Genomic DNA, 21,298 nt, shown 5'->3' on the forward strand with positions numbered 1-21,298 from the left:
GATATTAAATCCTCCTAGTTCATTAACGCCTTTCTTAATTGAAGCTCTTTCTATTTTTTATCTTTACATGCTAGCACTTACCGTCAATATATTCTTAATACATGTAATAACTCTTGTCTGATCTTTTTCTGTCATACCTGATCCAGATGGAAGACATAGACCGGTTTCAAATAGTTTTCTAGCAATATCTTCACGTTCACTATGAGAATAATAAGTTATTCCCTCAAATAGCGGTTGCATATGAAGAGGTTTCCAAACAGGACGCGCCTCAATGTTTTCATTTTCCAGTTGTTTCAGTAATGCCTGAATCGATACTCCTGTTTTTTCTTCATCTACAGTAAGAACTGTAAGCCATCGGTTTGAATAGGTATCCTCTAACTCAGGCATAAACTGTACCCCTGGAATATGAGATAATTCTTGATAGTACCTATCAAATATTTTTCTCCTTGCCTGTACTCTATCTCGTAAGACTTGCAGCTGCGCCCTACCTACACCCGCTAAAATATTACTCATACGATAATTATATCCAACCTCACTATGTTGGTAGTGTGGAGCCGGATCTCTTGCTTGGGTAGCTAAAAATCTTGCTTTTCTCAATGCTTCGACATCATTCGAAACAAGCATACCTCCACCTGAGGTTGTAATGATTTTATTGCCATTGAATGAATAAACACCGAATTTTCCGAATGTTCCACTCGCTTTACCTTTGTAGGAAGAACCAAGTGATTCCGCTGCATCTTCTACTACTGGAACATTATATGTATTACATAACGAAAGAATCTCATCCATTTTAGCGCTTTGTCCATATAGATTCACAACAATTACTGCTTTCGGAAGTACCCCTTTCTCTTTTGCATCACGTAATGCACATTCTAAAGCCTGCGGTGACATATTCCATGTTTCAGGCTCTGAATCAATAAATACTGGTGTAGCCCCTAAATATAAAATTGGATTTGCGCTCGCTATAAAAGTAAGACTTGAACAAAACACCGTATCTACATCTCTTACATCCAGTAAGCGAAGTGCCAAATGGATAGCAGAGGTTCCTGAACTAACTGCAGCCGCATCAAGAACTCCAACATGGGATGAAAGTTCACTTTCAAACGCATCTACATTTGGACCAAGTGGAGCAATCCAATTCATATCAAATGCTTCCCCTATATATTTTTGTTCATTACCGCTCATATGTGGAGCGGAGAGATAGATTCTTGTTTTTTCCTGTGAGTATACCACTTTAAACACTCTCCTATAATTCTTTTTTTATTACTCTAGCTGGAATACCAACTGCCTTACAATTCGCTACAATGTCACGGATCACTGTTGCTCCGGCACCGATAACGGACCAATCGCCAATTGTAATATTTGGAATCACATTAACTCCTGCTCCTATATGTACTCCTGTTCCTACAGTAACGGATCCTGTAAGCACTGCATTTGGGGAAATATGTGCAAAATCATTTATCTTATTATCATGTTCAATAATAGCGCCTGAATTGACAATAACGTGATTCCCAATTTCAACATCTGCATTAACAATTGCACCTGGCATAATAACCGTACCAGCTCCAATCTTTGCACTTAAACTAACAATAGATTGTTTATGTATAAGCGTCGCATAGCGATGACTGGGAATCTCTAACTGCTCCATAATTATCTTTCTTGTTCTGTTATTCCCTATAGCTATCACTAACTTTGTATCTACATGCTCATCCATTAACTTTACAGCTGCAGAAATAGGTCCAAAATAGACACCATCCTCAATTTTCAACTCTTTATACACATCATCTAATTGCGCAATGATTTCATAATTTCCATACGATAGGATAATATCTCGGATTACTTTACTATGACCACCTGCCCCAATCATAATTATTTGCATCCATCTCACCTCCTCAAGAATTCTTTGTACCATTAAATTTTTCCACAGTTACATGCCCAACTTGATTGATTCCTTCTGACTTAAATACTTTCTTTACCGTTAACAACAAAATTTTCATATCAAGCCAAAAAGTCCGTTTTTTTGCATACCATACATCAAAACCAAATTTTTCCTCCCAAGAAATCGCGTTTCTGCCATTTACTTGGGCCCATCCCGTAATCCCTGGTCTGACATTATGTCGCTTGGCCTGCTCTTCTGTGTATAGTTCCAAATACTCCATCAATAATGGTCTTGGACCTACCAAACTTAGGTCCCCTTTTATAACATTAAACAACTGTGGCAATTCATCTAAACTATATTTTCTCAGAAACCCTCCGAAACGGGTAAACCTTACATCATCAGGCAACGCATTCCCCTCACTATCCTTCTCGTCAGTCATAGTTCTAAACTTATAAAGAAAAAAAGGGACACCATGCAATCCCGGGCGTTGCTGCTTAAATATGATAGGGGAACCCAACTTAATTCTAACTAAAACAGCCACTATTATAATAAGAGGTAAAAGAAACACCAATAATGACAAAGAAACGAACAAATCGAAAAGTCTTTTCATATATAATCATACTCCTAATTTGGTTTATGTATTAACCTCTACTCCATAACTGCCTAAAACTTCTATCTTCATAAAAAGCAGCCCCATTCATAGTTGAAAAATAACGAATTGATTTACTTTTTTATTTAAGGACATGTCATGCAAAATATTTAATTAAAATACTCAGTAATAAGAACACCACCATATTCAACAGAACATAGTGGTGTTTCATTTCTAAAAGATTCTTAATATTTTCCTTTTATTTACTTGCTCTTACTTTAAAGCATTATAATTTTGTGTCAATTCATTAGGCGCTGGTGCTCGATGGATTGGGTTAGTAACGGGATTATAGAAATGTAGATTTCAAATTAAAAAGTGCCCTTTTTGTTTGACTGAATTTTCACCCTCAGGTTTCCCATTATACTTTTAACAACTCCAAATAAATACTTAAATTCATCTGTCTTATAAAAAATAAATACATAAATAGCATTTGGAATTATTAAACAAATCATCCCTCTTAATATTAATGCTAGTAATCCATTATACGGAATAAGACCACATATTAAACTTGTGATAACGCAAGCTCCTAGCCCTATCATCACATAGTAAGTATATTTTAAAAAATAATCCCTAACCGGTTTACGAAATACTTTCTTATATACTAAATAAGGGGCAATCCAAAATGGAACCACTAGTGTACTTATAAGTGTTCCAATAAAGACACCTGTTATACCCATATATTGCACCAAGACAATAGAAGCCACCAGATTTACGGCAGCCTCTAAAAAGGGAGCATACCTATCTTCATGAAAAATCCCTGATGTTGTTTTGACCATAGATATAGAACGTCTCATTCCTGATACATAAAAATTTATCATTAATATAATTAATACACTTATATCCATAATAAATTTCGAACCAATCCATAAAGTAATAAAGGGTTGCATTATAATATATAAAAATATGGAAAAAAATGAGTATATCCAAAAATTACAAAGCATAGTAATCTTAAATATGCTATAAATTTTTTCATCGCTTTCTTTTGCAACCAAATTCCCTACACTATGATTAATATTATCAAAGATTTGATTTATAAAGGTTCTACAAATGTTAATTAACATATAATAATTTGAATACAATCCAACAGCTGTAACACTGACAAAAGACGCAATTAACATGTTATCAGTACCAAAGACAATATATCCACCTATATTATGTAGCACTAAAGCCTTTACATTTTTAACAATATTACTTTTGGTTTCACTATCTAATTTGCTTGCTGCTTTATTTTTTAAAAATGGGTACATCTTATCTACCAATATAGCCAAGAACGCAGAGGTACTAATTGTTATAATAATATCGATTATTAGATATAAAATATAACTATGCGTAAAGTATAAAATTCCTATTTTAACGCAAGTAGATATAATAGATGAGATAGAATAAATCCCTGTAACAATATATCCCTTTTGACATACATTTAAAAATGAGGTTTTATAAGAAAATAGATAAGATGAAGCTGTATTAATTAAAAATATAATATAAATAAAATGAATATTGTCTACCTTTGCATCTTTAGCGATATATCCAAGAAAAGGTAATAAAAGTAATCCTAGTAACAATACTATTAAAGCTATTGCCATATATGCCTTTCTATAAAAATTCATAAGCATATTGATTCTATCCTGATTATTTTCTGCCACTGGTTTATATAGATTATATATGATAGCAGATCCTATTCCTGCTTCAGCTAAAGATAACATTCCTAATATATTAGTAAATAATCCATTTACCCCCAGGTACTCAACACCTAAATAAGTAATAAATATGGTTCTGGAAGCAAAACTTAGTAACGTAATAATAACTTGACTACCTATACCGGCTGATATATTAATTATTGAATTTTTAACTCTCATTTTTCCTCCCACTTCAGAAAGTATGAAAACACTTTCAATCAAAGAGTATTACCTGATTTCTCTTTTATATGCTGCAACTATTAAAGGGTACACTTTAAACTTTATTGCTAAATAATATATATACTCCTTAAAGTTATTGCATCGATATGAAAAACCAATTCCTTTTACACTATCTGAGAACATTTCATAATTCACTATTCTACGAAAAGCATTATTAACATCCACATTAGGATCGCTTTTTAAATTATTAACCAACAGTCTATATATGTGATTTATATAATAATTAGCCATATCTTTTTTAAATTGCTTATCGTGTAGTAAACCAAATTCTTGTGAAAGTTGTCTTCTCATTTGATATTGTAAAACTAAACTGTTCTCTAAATTTGGTTTATACGGAACCCTCATTAAGCTATTTGGATTATTAATAGTATAAAAATAAAGAACTTCTGAGATTGCACATACCCTTTGTGAGTGCAATAAAAACTCTAAATTAAAAATAACATCTTCTCCAATAAACACTTGTTCATTAAATCTGATGTTTTTTTCTTTTATAATGCTTAAATTGTATATATACCTCCATGCAAAGCATAGATCATTCTTGGAATGAACATTTGGAGAGCTCAGTACAAAATCCCTCCCGTTCATAACAGTATCTAATTTGAAGTTAGGAATAATACTATTATTATTTGGAACAGTTTTGTATCCACATATTACAGCATCACACTTTTCATCTTCTGCAATACCATATAACCTAGTAAAATAGTTTTCGCTTACCTCATCATCGGGATCTATAAACACTATATACTTCCCTGTAGCAGCTTCGATCCCTGCATTTCTTGCGCTACTCACTCCTCCATTTTCTTTATAGATTACTTTAATTCTATTATCCTTTTCTAAATATTCTCCACATATTTCACCACATTTATCTGTTGAACCGTCATTGACTAAAACTAATTCAATATTGACGAAAGGCTGTTTTAAAACACTTTCAATACATCTAGCTAACCATTTTTCCACATTATATATGGGAACAATAACACTTATTAATTCATGCAATCCTTTCACCCCTACATTACTTACATAAGTTAAACCCTCACGCCTATCTTATTACAGCTTTAATTTCGTTTAAATATTTCTCATCTTGAATATCGCCCACATTTTGTCCAGCACCTGCTTCACATACGTACTTATTTTCAATTTTGATTTTAGTTTTTGCTTGTCTTAAAAACCATTCGTATTCAATATCCACATGCCCTATATCAATTGCTTGATATCCCTCTTTATACAAATCATATGCTAATATAGTAGCAGTAGGCCCTATTGCTAATAGAATCAATTTAGATTTATTATTTTTTTTTGCTGCTGTTAAGATTTTATTGTAATGTAAGAATGCGTGCTCCTCTGGTACTAAAATCCTTTCAATTGATTTAGCATTGTCAAACAGATCATTTCCAATACCTAATCTACTCTTACTGCCTTCTATTAAAACTATATCCCTATCTTTCCATATTAATTTTAATAATATAAACCATTCTTTACATTTTGACTTATCTCGAAAGGGATAATAGAATCTCGATATAAAGGAATTATAATATACTTTTCCCTTCTTCAAATCTTTATACCACTTTAATCTATATTTTGCAGTATGAAGACTCCAATAATCCTTTGGTTCATCTGCATATTTTGATAAATCTTGAAAAACATCCGGTAAACAAACTAAGAACTTCTCATCTTCACTTAGCAATATTTCTTTTAATCTTTTTGATAACAAATGATCCGCCCGTTGAAATGTTATATCTAGATTATGAATTAATTTAAATTCACCATCACCATACCTGGCTACGGAAGCTTTATCATGAATAATTTTTTTTAAAGTTTCATCTATAGATTGAATTCTAGGAGGCTTGAAAAAGCACTTCGTGAATCGATCTTTTATGATAGTTAATCGATTCAAACTCTGAATTTTCACATCAACCAATTTATTCCAAATAAAAACTAACATACTTTTTATTTTTATTTGTACCATACCAAGCTCCTTTCTAATACTTTTCTCGATAGAGCATTAGATTATCTTTCCTCTTTTTCTTAAGAAAATTACTCTTATCCCTCTATTCACATCTTACATAATATTTATTCTTATTATTTCCCAATTTTTCAACTAGCCTTTTTTCTCAATGAAATATCGCCTCTAGAATTTTCAGCGGCAAGTTTCCGGCCTATTTTTATTGATGGAATTTCAATAAATTTATAACATAAGACCGACACAACCATAGTAAATATGAAAGAAATTAATAAAATTAAAGGCACTGATATCTTTCCATAGAAAATATGAACTGTTGTTAATAGAACAATTGGATGTACTAAATAAAGACTATATGATATTTCCCCTATAAATTGTACTGGTTTAATCAGTAATAATTTAGAAAATAGTTTTGAACTTAGGGCGGATAGAATAATTAAAACTGCGCCAAAACATATATACCAATCGATGATGATAAGATACAACTCATAATCAATTTCACCAATTAGTTTGGAAAGTAACATAAATGGGATACGTGGATAGCTAAAAAATAAAAGACCTAAAGGCAATAATAGATATTTTACTTTTAAATTAATAATTTTACTCACTAAATATTCTCTGTTTTTAGCTAGTAGTGCACCAATAATAAACATTGAGCTATAATGTAATGTGATAAAGTAATTGGTGGATACTGGAATATTAAATTCGCTTGGAATGTTCTTCATTAATAAATAACCAATAACTGATAAAAACATCGCTATCCCAATACTTACTTTCCAGTTTACTCTAAGTAAAAGAAAAATAATTAAAGGAAACACTATGGAAATTCGCATCTCGTGAACTAATGACCAAATCACCATAATAAACGCATCAGAATTAAATTCTCTCAAGAATAAAATATGATCCATTACTCTATTAAAAGAAACTTCTATGTTCCATGAACCCCATTGTACCAAACCGGGAATAGTACCAATTTTAGAATGAATCCCCAATTTAATTCCTATTGCAATAAAAAGAATCACAATATAAGGAATATAAATCCTACAAACTCTTTTAATAAGATACTTTAAATAATTAAATTTCGTCCCTTTATAAAAAGGCAAGGATAGAACAAATCCACTTAACACAAAAAATATAATAACAGCCGAATGACCTTGCCATAATATAGAAAAATAGGCCCCAAATGTTGAATACATTACCTTTTTACCTAATATCGGAAATAATGCTAAGAAGTGTCCTAATAGAACAATGATTGCAGCAATACCCCGAAGGGAATCCAATTCTTTATAACGTCTCGTCATAATTCTTCCCTCTGTTCTAAAATGAAATTTATTAATCTAACTATTAAAATTTAGTCATCCTTATAAGGATGACTAAATTTTATAATTATTACGTAAATTAATTAATCTAATACAAAACCCTTGTGTGAATGGCAATATATCGAATAACGTAGAATATACACCTATATCCTTCGTATCACCTTGAGAGAAGTCAACCGCTCCGTTTCTTCTTGTCACTCCCATCAAATAACCGATAGCTTTATCTGCACTTTCCAAACATTCCTTTGAAATATCCTCTATCTTTGCTGCATTCAACATAAACCACCCCAGTGTGGATGTAGCGGAGGAATCTGGTCCGCATTCGTTCCTGGTTACAGTCCAATTCCAATTGCCTTGTTGTTGAAATTTCATCGTAGCTTTTGCAAATTTACGTACACTTTCTTCTAATACAGGTTTATAGCTGTTGTTTTCCGGTAATTCATTCCACGTATCTATAAGACCTATAGCAAACCATCCAAGACCTCTTCCCCAGCCATATAAACCTAGAGGAACTTTATCTTCTAATCTATAAGCATGGCATGGTATATGACTTAAGTTTAACATTCCATATGTTTCATATTCTTTAATCTGCTTTACAGCCAAATCTATACACTCACTTTTGTTATACCTAATGCCGTAAGTCACTAAGAATGGACATATGAAACCAATGGTATCTACGTATCGATACCCCTTCATAAACTTTCTATATTCTATCGTACCATCCTCACCTATATGCTCTTGTATCATTTCCCAAGTAGCATCCAAGGCTTTTTTATATTTATCTATATCCTCAAAATCCAGCTTCATGATCGCATAAGCAAGTATTGCTCCATCTACATACTGAGGTTTGTGCACCCACTGACCATTATGATCAAATTTAGAGTTCAAAAACTTCGTAATTTCATGTTTCACTGCTTTGTCATCGTTATATTTCAGGTATTCAGATAACCCTAATAGTAAAGATGCTTCTTGCCAATGCTGTATAGCACTTTTCGTATAATTTCCTTTCAACATATCAATTGCTATTAATCTTGTGTTATCAGTTACCTTAATCTTTGGTGTTTTATTTAGCCACTTAACACCTATATGAGTGATTGACTGATTCCATAAGCTTTTATCCGTATATCTCCCTATTTTTATTCTTCCCAACCAATTCTTTCCCATAGGAATGAAATCAATCACTACAATAATTGCGATTACAGCAAGTAACACAAGGCACGCTGCCTGTATAACCATATAATTATGTCCTTTCTATACTACTTAAATAATGTATATAATTTTTTTATCTCCGACTCGGTTCCTAGCTCTTCATCTGATAAGTTCTTTATTAACTTATTTCTTAATTCTTCATTATGTATTAATTTCTTAATTCCCTCCGAAAGTGAGTGAGCATCCATGTCTATAATCAGCCCATTTTCTTCATTTTTAATTTGATCTTTAGCTGTACTGAAATTTGTTACCATTATTGGTTTATGCAGTATTTTTGCTTCGTCTATTGCGATAGATTTTCCTTCGAACCTGGATGGTTGTACATATATATCTGCTTCTCTTATATACGGATAGGGATTTTCTTTCAGTCCTAACAGTAAAAAATGATCTTGAAGGTGATTTTCTTCTATCATTTTTTCTAACTTACCTCGCCCTTCCCCTTCTCCAATGATATACCACTTTATTTCATATCCATCTCCAACCAGATTCTTACATGCTTCTATAGCCAAATCAAATCCCTTTTCATGACTTAGCCTTCCTACAGAAACAAGCTTTACCCCTTTACGCTCTAGATCTACCTTTTCCTGTGACATTTTATTTATCGTACTTGGAGATACGATGTTATGAATAACACCTATTTTGTCGTTATATATAGAAAATCTTTGTTTTAAAACATTGGCACATTCCTCAGACACCGTCACTATATGATCCAATGAACGAAAATAACCCATATCAATGTTAGGATCCATTCCTAATTTGTCATAATCAGTGTGTATAAAACCAATTTTCTTATTCGCATTTACTTTGTCTATACAAAAGTAAACTGGGTTCTTTTCTAAGTACCCAATCGCTACATCATACTTTTTACTTATATTCTGTAAAGATTTTGATAGATATCGCCATACTCTCTGTTCACAACGGGCTTTGTTTTTTTCACTTTTAAATATGTAACCTGCACAAACCCTTGATAAGGCTATATCTAGTCTTCCTTGTCGCAAGCATTTCATGACAGCTGCTTTTATCGGCATATCAAACAACTGATACTCAGAAGGTTCTTCCAATACATTCACTTGTTTAGGGATTTTATTAAGGAATAAACCTTCATGCTTAAATAAAAATAAATCCACATTATAGCGAGAGTAATCCATCGTATTCAACAGAGAGATTAATGACTTCTCAGCCCCACCGCAGTTCAAATTATTGATAACAAATAATACGTCTTTTTTCATAATAATCACCTTTTAAAGAATTCCGTAGAGCTTATTTATTTCTTTTTCGGTTCCTAACTTTTCTGTAGATAAATTATTTACGATTCTTTCCCTTAATTCTATATCTTTGATAAGCCTTTCAATTTCAGTTGCTATTCCTTCTTCAGACATCTCAGTAATAATTCCGTTTATTCCATGATTTATTTGATCTTTTGCAGTTTCAAAGTTGGTCACCACTATCGGTTTATGCAATATTTTTGCTTCATCAATTGCTATAGACTTACCTTCATATCTAGATGGTTGCACATATATATCTGCTTTTCGTATATAAGGATAGGGATTTTCTCGAACCCCCAAAATTGTAAAATGGTTTGATAGATGATGATCTTCTATTAAACGTTCTAATACATCTTTTTCATTTCCATCCCCTAATACGTACCACTTTATCTTGTATCCTTTTTCAAGAAGTAACTTGCAAGATTTCACCGCTAAATCTAAACCCTTTTCATGACTTAATCTGGCGACAGTAATAATATTGGTATAATGTCTATCAAACAAACTGTCATCTTCTATATCTTCTTTAGATAAATCATATATAATGCTAGGAGCTACTATATTATATATAATCGTAACTTTATTTTTTAGTTGTGGAAAATTTTCTTGTAACGATTTTGCACACTCTTCTGAAACCGTTATTAGATTATCTAGTTGTTCAAAATATGAGTTATCGAACTGGCAATCCATACCTGAATTCGAGTAATTTGTATGTATCCATCCAGCCTTTTTTTTGGCATTGACTTTATCAACTACGAAGTATATTGAAGACTTTTCAAGATAGCCTATCGCTGCATCATACTCTTTTTCTAACACTTCAAATGACTTACTTTGATATTCCCATGTATACTGTTCTGAAATTGCAGCTTCCCTTATCAATCTATTTTTAATAGTGAACATCAATCTTGAATATGCTAAATCAATTTGTCTATTCTTTAAAAAGCCCATTATTGAATTTTTAAGGCTAGATGCAAATATTTTATAATCACTTGGCAGATCTAATATATTTACCTCTCTTGGTATCGAATTTATGAATATTCCTGTTTTATTAAACAAAAATAAATCTACATCATATAAACTGTAATCTATCTGAGATAGTAAATTTATCAAGCTTTTTTCTCCACCACCAGCAGATAAACTAGGCATAACAAATAGTAGTTTTTTTTTCATAATGTACCCCAAATTACTTAGACAATTCTTTCAAATATTCTACTGCTTTGTAAGACATTTTCTTTATATTAGGTATAGATTGTTGTAACTTTTGTTTTATTTCCTCTTCCTCTCGTACCATCTCATCAAATCTTGCTTTTAATTTATTACTATCAGATATCTCCTCTATATCTAAAACTAATTTTTCTTCCCCAAATATATCTTTAGATATCCCTTTGGACTTTACACTATATCCCAATACCATAGTCGGAATAAAACTAGAGTAAGCAGCTATAGTTGCATGCGTTCGAGCTCCTATAAAGAAACGCATTCTAGCTATATACCCCTTATACTGTATTGCATTTAAGTTATCTGGTAACAGAATCACTCTGCCTGTGTCCTTAAATTCTTGGTAATATTTGTAGAGAACTTCGTAATCATTGTTCCCATCTTCAATAACGTGAGGTGTAAGAGCAATCGTCATATCTGTAGTATTTAATATATGATTAACTAACTCTCTTACCGCGACTTGAGAATTCTCATTTCTATTCCATACAAGCGGGCTAAAATTAAGACCCATTGTATTTCCTTCCTGCCATCCATTAGGCAACTCTAATTCTTCTTTTTCCATTGTAAACGCAGCATCAGCACACAATTGAACATTATTTAATCCTTGTTTTTTTAACATATTATAGGTAAGACTTTCGCGTGCTAATATTAAATCAAAGAGCTTTAGATCTTCCAACTTTCTTTCAGACATATCCTCTTCTCCTATAGAACATCCCCATAGTACTAGCTTTTTCCCCTGCATTTTTACTCTTCTATCAATCTCATACCACCCAGGTTGCTCTCCATAGCAATAATTATCCCCTCCGATAGATAAACATACATCGGAACTTTTTATATGCTTTATTATGTTATGATGAATTTTCCCTAATGCATAAGACTCATCGTTAAAGAGTTTTACTTTAACTGAGGACAATAACCAATCATATGAATATTTTTTCAGACTGCGGCTAGAACCATCATATATATAATCTAACTTATTGATTACCTTATCTGTTTCAGGTCTATCTGATGCCAAACATACTTTTGCTCCATCTATTTTTTCTTTTATAATATTTGTAGAAGCTCGAACTATCGCTTCGCACCCTCTATTCAAACTGCCCCCATGGGCAAACATCATAAACTTCACACTAAATTCCTCCAGTTTTATTTATTTCTAAGCCTGCTGTAAGAGACTGCGAAGTATAACCCCACAGTAGATTTTCTTTTAATCATATTTATTAAAAATTTCTCATATCTACCAAGCTTGCTATAAGTTACTTCACAATATAGTGGCAATGCCTCTCTAACATATTGATTACATATCATTTTTTTTATGTATTCATATCTCTCACTAAACCGTATTTCCTTAGACGGTTCAAAATAAATATATACGTAGGAAATTACACTATTTATAAACTTTCTTGATTTCAATTCACGTATCTTTGCCTTATCGACCTTTTCGATGTAAATTTTCGGTAGTTCCATGTTATATACTTCCACAGCTCGCTTGAAATAATCTTTTTTTGAGATATCCCGAGTTGCGCTACCCGCTACATCCCTATAATAATACCCCGTATAATCTATATATTTCATATTAGTTGCATTACTAAAAAATTGAATATTAAACATTCCATCTTCTCCTAATGCAACCTTCTCTGGAAACTTCACATTATTTTTCGTTATTATGCTATTTTTATAAATTTTGTTTACAGCAGTATTTAAATTATCGCTTTTAAGAAAATAGGGTAATATCTCTTTATTTATATATTCTTTTTCCAGAACAATATTAATTGGAAATGGATATTCAATTGTTACCTTATGCCCTTCAATCTCACTTCTTAAATTTGATATAATTACATCACAATTGCTTTGTTTTGCTGAATTATACAGAGTTTCATACATATCCGCTTCTACATAATCATCTGCATCAACAAATCCAATATATTCACCATTAGCTATAAGAATTCCTTGATTCCTTGCAATACTCACACCTTGATTTTTTTGATTTATAAGTATAATCCTGTCATCTAGTGCCCTATACTTTTCAATAATCTCTACACTATTGTCCGTTGAACCATCATTGATAAAGATAAATTCGCAGTTATGAAGCACCTGATTTAACAGTGATTCTATACACCGAGTAATATATTTACCAGCATTATAAACCGGTATAATTACACTGACATTTCTATTCATGAGCAAATCACCCCTTTGCTTCGAATCTCTTATACTTTCATTTTTAAAAATTTTTGTAGTTGTACCAGTACAATTAATAAACTTTTAAGCCTCCATAATTTCATACAACTTATTTAATTCATACTTATTACTATAATCAGTATTACTACAATTGTTAGCTAACTGCTTTCTTACGGTAGCATCCCTATACAATTTTTCTATTCCATCTGCTATTCCTTCAACGGATAATTCCGTAATATATCCGTCAACCCCATTTTTCACTTGACTGTTTGCGGTTGTATAATTTGTAATTAGGACTGGTTTTGCAAGTATCTGAGCCTCTCCTACTGTAACAGCTTTTCCCTCATATCTAGATGGTTGGACATATAAATCAGCTTCTTTTATATATGGATATGGATTAATTTGCTTTCCTAACAACACAAAGCTATTTTCTAATTTCAAATCCCTTATTAGACTTTTAATCATTGTTTCGTCTCCACCATATCCAACTACATACCAGGCTATATTCTCATAGCCTTTATCTTTCAATATCCTTAAAGCCCTAACAGCATTATCGATTCCTTTTGCATGAGATAGTCTAGCCACAGTTATAATTTTAAAACGGTTATCAAGAAGCATAGGGGTATCTATCTCTTCATTCGCCATGTCTCTAATAAACTGCGGGGAGGTTATATTTTCCATCACTATAACCTTATTTTTTAATGCACTATATTTTTTTAAAAATGAATTTTTGCATGCTTCTGATACGGCTACAATATAATCAAATTTATTCCATACTTTTAAATCCATCTCTATATCTGTCTCAATTGTAGAATAATCTGTATGGATCCATGCTATTTTTTTCTTAGCCTTGACCTTATCTGCTACAAAATAATGCGGCCACAAATAACTAATTGCAACATCATACTCTTTATCTAGTTTAGGTAAAAATGGAATAGCATATTTCCACATTAATTGCATTTGATAATATCCTGTCTCTACTATTCCTTTAGCTTTTCCTGCAAAACGAGTATTTATCTTAGATAAAATTCTAGAAAATCCAATGCCATACTCTTTATCCTTTAAAGTTTCTCCGATTGACTTCCTAAAGGTGGTGTATTGTGGAACTTCTTCTAATAGATTTACCTTGTTACAAACTAATTCCAAAAAATCCCCTTGATGCCTATACAGCATTAAATCAACAGCGTATTTTTTGTAATCAAAACCCTCAAGCATACTTATAAGGCTTCTTTCTACTCCTCCAACTTCCATATCAAATGAGGCCACCAGTATATCCTTCATATATGCCTCCTAATTTTTTGTAACAAATTTTCTTATCCGCGCTATATTTTCTCCACCTATAACCTTAGATGCTAACAGTTTTAAACCACTCTTCAATCTCGCTTTAGGTGGTAACCAACTTTTATAAAAATGATGCATTGCATATGTATTTGGAGTAATAAATTTTCTACAGTTAATATAATCATATGGAGAAAAATATGTTTGAGGATAGAAGGCTCCTATCCCACTTATTTCTTGATATTTTCCATTCAACTGTAATCCTTTATTTTTTAGTATCTCGCTTATAATGGCCACATTGGTTAAACTGTCATACTTTCCATCCTCTTTAATAAAACTTTTTTCTTCGTATGAATCTAGAAACATTTTTATTAATACATTTCCTTTAGTGGCTCCTATTGTACTTGTAGCTATATAGTTCTCTTGTTCAAATCCCCAAAATGAATCATGATGTAGCATATCATCAAAAGATTTGAATACCTCCACATCCGTATCTAAGTAAATTCCTCCAAATTTATAAAGAGCGTATACTCTTACATAATCACTTACAAATGCAAATTTTTTGTATTCATAGGCTTCCTTGACATATAAATTACAATTTATATCAAAATTATCTTCATTCCACTCAATTATTTCATACCCAGCCAAATTCTCTTTCCAGCTATCTATACATTTTTTTACTATTATTGGTTTTTCTCCTTTACCAAACCAACAATAGTGAATGATGCGTGGAATCTTTTCTGTAAATGCCAACTCATTATCCCCTTTCTAAACTATATAGAATAATACACCTATACACCTAAATTTCCATATTTCATTGATCAACTAGTCATTAACATATTTCACCTTAAAAAACTTAGAAATTTAAAAAATTACTTTTATAAATAATGTTTAATGTTATTACATTCTCGTATGCATAGAAAATAAAATAAAATATTAATATTGCATAATAAACTAGTTTTTGGTCTTTATCAGTAAATAATTTTATAATCCATGAAATTAAAATTAATTGGTATAATCCAAAATATATAGAAAATCTTGCAAAAATCCAATTTTGTGTTGAAATTATCATGAATACAAGTCCTAATATAGACATATTTACTACATAGTCACTTTTAGGAAATATTTCCCTGAGTTTCTCTCTTCCAATGTAAGCAATAATAATTGGAGGAATATTAACTCCAACTCTAAGTATATTTGCTCCGCCCTCAGAAAAGTTCTTGTAATCTCCATACTGACTATCTCCTATGACTGAGAATAAGGTATCTAAAAATTGATTAAACCCTATAACTATGAATACAGAGCAAAAAAGGGTTACATACGTTTCCCATGACCATGCTTTTCTCCTAATCATAAAATATATTGGAATAAGGATAAGTGCAGTTTGGTGTATTGTTGATGCAAATAGAATAATTAGAATATACTTTTTCCAGTTACCTTCAAATATATATTTTGTTGCAGCAAAAATAATTGCTGCTGCAAGAAATTGCCTTATCCCATTCATTGATATTAAATACATTCCACCTGTTATATATACATATAAACTTAATTCGAACATTCTTGTATATTTATATAAAACCAATACAATAAGTACATTTGTTATTAGTGCCGTTACAAAAATCAATATTTGAGGGTCATTAGAGAACTGTTTTAAAATCATCTGAAGCACATTAAAACCCATATCTTTTCCTTCTTTTATATGTTCCCAATCAAACGTATCTTTTTTATAAGAATACATATAAAAAAAAGTATCCCCGATATTATTACGGAGACCAGACACCATTACAAGAATAACTATTGTTAAAAATACTAACAGCTTATTTGGCTTTGATTGAACAATGTGTGGTCCCATTATTACAGGAGTAGAAAAATATCTTGCTAAAAAAGAAAGAATATAAACTAAGGCCAGCGTAACCCAAAATATAAACATTTTTAAATTCCTTTCATATTATAGATTGTAAATATAAAACTCTTTGCTATTCTTTAACCAAATAATTCAATAATATAACCTATCAGTCCTATATTTCTCTTACAATCTAAATACATATGACAATAAAATACACAGTTAATTAAAGACCTACTATTTATTTTTCAAAACAGTAGCTTTACTTGTCTTTTGAATATAAAAATGAAGTATAATCCCAAAAGGTGTAGCCACCAAAGTAATAAATTTATATGGGGACTCAATGAGAAATTTATAGTTTTTGATCATCAAGTTGCTAGATACATAATGTATAGATTCCCGAAATTTTTCTTTTAATGTAGGAGCATATTTCATAGCAACTTTTCTAAAGAATGAGAACCCTTGGGGATTTTTTCTATATTGCTTAATAATGTTCATGCTAGATCCATCTGCTAAATACTCAACATGACAAAGAACTTTATTCATGATGAGTAACGGATGCTCTTGATCAATAAGAATATATTTATAACTTAAAGGACAGTACTTTTCGCCCGGAAATATTGGATATGGTGGGGTTTTTCGTGTTAACTCTGATCGATAAACTAACTTTTTATCACCTGTGACTTTATATTTCGCATGCAAATCTGTCAGTTTAGATTCCTTCACATGTTCCGGCATCATCGTTCCAATAACTTTTCCATTTGGATTAGCGTCTAATCCTATTATGCCAGCGTAATCATTACTTCCATACTCCTTCCAAAAACGAGTGATATTTTCAACGGCATCATCCGCCATATAATCATCAGAATCAATACAAACATTAAGTTCCGTATCAATTAATTCGTAAGCAGTATTATGTGCCCCGTGCATTCCCTGATTCTCTTGATAATGATACTGAATTGAGATACTGCCTTGGGAAATCCAATTTTCTATTAACTCTCTTGTGTCATCTGTAGATCCATCATCAATAATTAACCAAACAAAATCCTTACTTGTCTGTCGCTTTAAACTTTCATAACATAAATGCAGCGTGTAAGCACGGTTAAATGTAGGTGTAAAAATTGTAAGAATAGGTTTCAATTTACATCTCTCCATCAATCATCTAATCTATTAAAATTCATCCCCTAATATTGTTAATATACTATTTAATACTAATCTATCAGGTCTTACATATTCATGGTAATATCTATAATTGTTAATCATCATTTGATATCTATAATTTTCATTATTTGATAAAGTATATATTTGATTTATACATTCTTCTGGTGTTTTAAAAACAAGATAATTTTGACCATCACGAAAATCACCTGGGACTTCATAATGTAATTCTTCTGTTACTATAGCCTTGCTTGCTGCAACATACTCTGCAAATTTCCAACCAATAGATTGATGTAATCCCATAGTTGCAATACAAATTGCAGATTCTTTTACCTTTCTTAGGTAATTATTCCGTTCAGTAGCTTTTCCGTCTTCTATAACAATATCTGCATAATTTTTATATGCAAATTCTGATGGTGCTACTCCTCCATAAAATTTATCTCCAAACTCTTTTCGACAAAGTCTAATGCATGTTGCTCGAAAATCATTAATATATGCACGTTCTTCCTTTTTATTCGAAGAAATTTGCCCTTCATAATCTCCATTTACATCCCATAGCCTAGCCATAAAAAGAATTTTTGAATCTATTTCTTTATGAGGTATATCTTCAAAAGAATTAATACGATATAAACCATTGTAATATTGAGACAACGGAACCTTCCGTATTATTTTCTTAATTTTCTCCCTAAGTGGATCTTGAGGCATCGGTGAATGCGCAATATTTCCAGGTATTGTAACCATATAATTTAATCCAAGAGGATAAATTTTTTCCTTATGCCTTAACTTTGAATTATAAAAACTATTAAAACTTCGCTTGAAGTAAAAGTCGTATTTTTCTAACAACACATTCATAAACTCAACATAATCCTGATTTTGCTTAAGCAAATTATCATAACCATCATTAACATCATATAAAACTCGAGTTTTCCCGTTGATTATAACTTCCATCATATTATAAGGTAATTGATCTTGATGATTCTTACTAAGTTTCTCTATCCTCAAGTCTATTACTCCTTGTTGAGCAAGTAGAACAAAACCTGCATTTATATTATAGAGATGCAGCGGAACTTCTCCTAGCCTAAGACAACATGAAACTCTTGACATCATTGTGCTCCTTTTTAATCCTTTAGACATTATTTAAAATATAGAAGTTACTATTAATTAAAGCGCTTGAAGATAAAAACTCTCAAGCCAAGTAGCCGATTCACTTATATCATATCCTTCTTTCTTGATATATCCTTCTACATCTTGCATACGTTTATTGACATCCAATATATCCTGCGCCCATATTTCGGGGGAGGTATTTATGCTTTCAAAACTCACTAGACCTGCTCCCATGTCTACTTCTTTAGTTATCGCATCCGAGATTACACAAGATAACCCAGCTCCTTGCGCTTCTATAAGAGTAACAGGCAATCCTTCATGAATGGATGGGAATGCAAATACATCAAAAGCTTGAAGTAAATGGTCGATATCGCTCCTTATGCCAAGAAACTTTACATTAGCCCCTAAATTTAATTCTTCCACTTTTTGTTCAATCTTTAACCGTAACGGACCATCCCCCACCAAAACAAGAACGGAATCTCTTCTAAGTTTAACTAACTGAGCAAACACTTCTATAAGGAATCCATGGTTTTTTTGATGCGCAAACCTTCCTACATGCCCTACTACAAATTTATCAACTGTAAGATTTAGTTCCTCTCTTATCTGTTTTCTAATTTCGGGGGAAAATGAAAACTTTTCAGGCTCAATTCCATTTTTTAAAATCGTGGCAGTATCTGTTTTACCTGCAAATAACCAGCGAGATGCTGCATCCGAGCATGCTAGAAGATGTGTCGCACTTCGTAATATATACTTCCCTGCATACCACTTATATACTTTCGCAGCAACTCCACCTTCACTGCTAGTATTGTGACTATGTGCGATACGAACTGGTATACCGGCTTTCTTAGCTGCACGTAACACAAATCCACTCATCTTATCCATGTGTGAGTGTACAATCTTATATTCTTGATGAGATTCAAAAAAATTATCTAAAGACTTTATGTATTCGTTATGACCACCATCAGTAATATATGGAATCCTGTGCACTTTCCCACCTAATTCTGATATTTCTGTATCGAAAACACCTTCCTTACAAGTAAGAAAGTCAAACTGCACTTTATTTCGATCTATATTCCGGTACAAGTTCATAATAAGGGTTTCTGCACCACCACGGTTCATATTGACTACAACATGTAAGATTCTTAATGGACAATCCAATCTAACGCCTCCGTTCTACTCATAAACATGGTGTAAATATAGCTCTTTTCTTCTAATACTTTATTGACGGCATAATTATTTTTAATAATCTCACGACCAGACTCTCCGAATATGCCTTGTAAGCTACTATTTTCAGCAAGATATTTTATCTTTTCTGCCATTGTCTGTATGTCTTCACGACCTACTGTCCAACCATTTACACCATTTTGAATTAACTCTTTATGACCCCTGTTCTCACTGGCTATAACAGGCAATCCGCAAGCCATCGCTTCCATAATATTAACTGGTAACCCCTCACGTAGACTGGATGCAACAGAAATATCACAAATAGGTAAAATTTTTGCAATATCATTCCTATAACCAAGGAAATCTATCATTTCAAATACACCCATTTGTTTAGCTAAATTTTTGCAATCATTTATCAAAGGACCATTCCCAGCCAATAGAAGCCTCGCATTGGGAACATGATCTTTTATTAAGGCCAATGTACGAATCAAAAACTGCTGATTTTTATTTTTATTAAACTCAGCCGCATAAAACATTAAAAAATCATCCGGTTTATAACCCATCTCAATCCTTAGACAATTCTTTTGAGCCTCACTAACTGGTTTAAAATATTCTGTGTCCACTCCCACCCCATGAATTTGTTCAATTTTAGGTACTTTAAACTTTCGCTGAACAGCCAAGTTATAATCTTCTTGGTTAATTGTAATGAGGCAATCTGTATAATTTGCTAGCATTTTTTCAATTGGATAATATAACAGCCAATTTGCAAGCGGGGCACCTTTACAAAAATGAAATCCATGCGCAGTATATAAAACTTTTGTTCCATGCTTTCTAGACTTTCTTGCTGCCAAACGTGCAACGGCTCCCCCCATCGGGGTATGGCAATGAATAATTTTATATTGATTTTCATCAATAATATCTTTCAGCTCTTTATAAGCCTTAATATTCTTAAATTGCAAAGGTGACCTTTGAATAGAAATGTCATACTTCTTATCCACATATGGAAGTTCTATGTTGCCAGCAGCAGCAACATGGACTTCCCAGCCTTGTTCTTTAAACCATTTCATATACGGCAAATGAAATGCTTTAAAGTGAAAGTCTACCGTCGCACAAAATAATACTTTATTTTCCATATATATATCACCCTACAATTATTATATTGTA

General features: G+C 32.0%; 19 protein-coding genes. All 19 read right to left on the minus strand.

Annotation, left to right across the window (positions count from 1 at the left end; all coding sequences use genetic code 11):
* Positions 1-63: 63 nt before the first annotated feature.
* Entirely contained in the window at positions 64-1,233 is a 1,170-nt protein-coding gene (locus CQZ94_RS15020) for a DegT/DnrJ/EryC1/StrS family aminotransferase (protein ID WP_105586034.1), read from the minus strand.
* A 13-nt stretch (positions 1,234-1,246) separates the two neighbouring features.
* Positions 1,247-1,879 carry an acetyltransferase gene (locus tag CQZ94_RS15025; RefSeq protein ID WP_078213782.1) on the minus strand — a complete coding sequence of 211 codons (633 nt, stop codon included), beginning with the start codon at positions 1,877-1,879 and terminating at the stop codon, positions 1,247-1,249.
* Between the two features lie 13 nt (positions 1,880-1,892).
* Positions 1,893-2,489: a sugar transferase gene (locus tag CQZ94_RS15030; RefSeq protein WP_105586035.1), complete on the minus strand. Its 597-nt coding sequence runs from the start codon at positions 2,487-2,489 to the stop codon at positions 1,893-1,895.
* Between the two features lie 347 nt (positions 2,490-2,836).
* Entirely contained in the window at positions 2,837-4,384 is a 1,548-nt protein-coding gene (locus CQZ94_RS15035) for a lipopolysaccharide biosynthesis protein (protein ID WP_105586036.1), read from the minus strand.
* A 48-nt stretch (positions 4,385-4,432) separates the two neighbouring features.
* Positions 4,433-5,440 carry a glycosyltransferase gene (locus tag CQZ94_RS15040; RefSeq protein ID WP_016127645.1) on the minus strand — a complete coding sequence of 336 codons (1,008 nt, stop codon included), beginning with the start codon at positions 5,438-5,440 and terminating at the stop codon, positions 4,433-4,435.
* A 43-nt stretch (positions 5,441-5,483) separates the two neighbouring features.
* Complete coding sequence (locus CQZ94_RS15045; protein ID WP_078213785.1) at positions 5,484-6,410, minus strand: SP_1767 family glycosyltransferase; 927 nt, start codon at positions 6,408-6,410, stop codon at positions 5,484-5,486.
* 128 nt (positions 6,411-6,538) lie between these two features.
* On the minus strand, positions 6,539-7,705 hold the full coding sequence (locus CQZ94_RS15050; RefSeq protein ID WP_078213786.1) for an acyltransferase family protein: 1,167 nt from the start codon (positions 7,703-7,705) through the stop codon (positions 6,539-6,541).
* A gap of 72 nt (positions 7,706-7,777) precedes the next feature.
* Positions 7,778-8,959, minus strand: a complete 1,182-nt coding sequence (locus CQZ94_RS15055; RefSeq protein ID WP_105586037.1) for a glycoside hydrolase family 88 protein — start codon at positions 8,957-8,959, stop codon at positions 7,778-7,780.
* A gap of 20 nt (positions 8,960-8,979) precedes the next feature.
* Complete coding sequence (locus tag CQZ94_RS15060; protein ID WP_016127641.1) at positions 8,980-10,161, minus strand: glycosyltransferase; 1,182 nt, start codon at positions 10,159-10,161, stop codon at positions 8,980-8,982.
* A gap of 12 nt (positions 10,162-10,173) precedes the next feature.
* Positions 10,174-11,364, minus strand: a complete 1,191-nt coding sequence (locus tag CQZ94_RS15065) for a glycosyltransferase (protein WP_078176133.1) — start codon at positions 11,362-11,364, stop codon at positions 10,174-10,176.
* Between the two features lie 13 nt (positions 11,365-11,377).
* Positions 11,378-12,538: a polysaccharide pyruvyl transferase family protein gene (locus tag CQZ94_RS15070; protein WP_078176134.1), complete on the minus strand. Its 1,161-nt coding sequence runs from the start codon at positions 12,536-12,538 to the stop codon at positions 11,378-11,380.
* Positions 12,539-12,555: 17 nt separating this feature from the next.
* Positions 12,556-13,587 carry a glycosyltransferase gene (locus CQZ94_RS15075; protein WP_105586038.1) on the minus strand — a complete coding sequence of 344 codons (1,032 nt, stop codon included), beginning with the start codon at positions 13,585-13,587 and terminating at the stop codon, positions 12,556-12,558.
* Between the two features lie 84 nt (positions 13,588-13,671).
* Positions 13,672-14,868 (minus strand): glycosyltransferase, encoded by a 1,197-nt coding sequence (locus CQZ94_RS15080; RefSeq protein ID WP_105586039.1) that lies wholly within the window; start codon positions 14,866-14,868, stop codon positions 13,672-13,674.
* Positions 14,869-14,877: 9 nt separating this feature from the next.
* Complete coding sequence (locus CQZ94_RS15085) at positions 14,878-15,618, minus strand: glycosyltransferase family 32 protein (RefSeq protein ID WP_078176137.1); 741 nt, start codon at positions 15,616-15,618, stop codon at positions 14,878-14,880.
* A 103-nt stretch (positions 15,619-15,721) separates the two neighbouring features.
* Positions 15,722-16,795 (minus strand): EpsG family protein, encoded by a 1,074-nt coding sequence (locus CQZ94_RS15090; RefSeq protein WP_078176138.1) that lies wholly within the window; start codon positions 16,793-16,795, stop codon positions 15,722-15,724.
* Positions 16,796-16,945: 150 nt separating this feature from the next.
* Positions 16,946-17,848 carry a glycosyltransferase family A protein gene (locus CQZ94_RS15095; RefSeq protein ID WP_105586040.1) on the minus strand — a complete coding sequence of 301 codons (903 nt, stop codon included), beginning with the start codon at positions 17,846-17,848 and terminating at the stop codon, positions 16,946-16,948.
* Positions 17,849-17,878: 30 nt separating this feature from the next.
* Positions 17,879-18,970, minus strand: coding sequence for a hypothetical protein (locus CQZ94_RS15100; protein WP_105586041.1), 1,092 nt, complete (start codon positions 18,968-18,970; stop codon positions 17,879-17,881).
* Between the two features lie 57 nt (positions 18,971-19,027).
* Positions 19,028-20,128, minus strand: a complete 1,101-nt coding sequence (locus CQZ94_RS15105) for a glycosyltransferase family 1 protein (protein ID WP_105586042.1) — start codon at positions 20,126-20,128, stop codon at positions 19,028-19,030.
* Complete coding sequence (locus CQZ94_RS15110) at positions 20,113-21,267, minus strand: glycosyltransferase family 4 protein (protein WP_105586043.1); 1,155 nt, start codon at positions 21,265-21,267, stop codon at positions 20,113-20,115. The genes CQZ94_RS15105 and CQZ94_RS15110 overlap by 16 nt, the downstream gene beginning before the upstream one ends.
* Positions 21,268-21,298 lie beyond the last annotated feature (31 nt).

It is taken from the genome of Bacillus sp. MYb209 (assembly GCF_002975175.1).
Lineage (GTDB): Bacteria > Bacillota > Bacilli > Bacillales > Bacillaceae_G > Bacillus_A.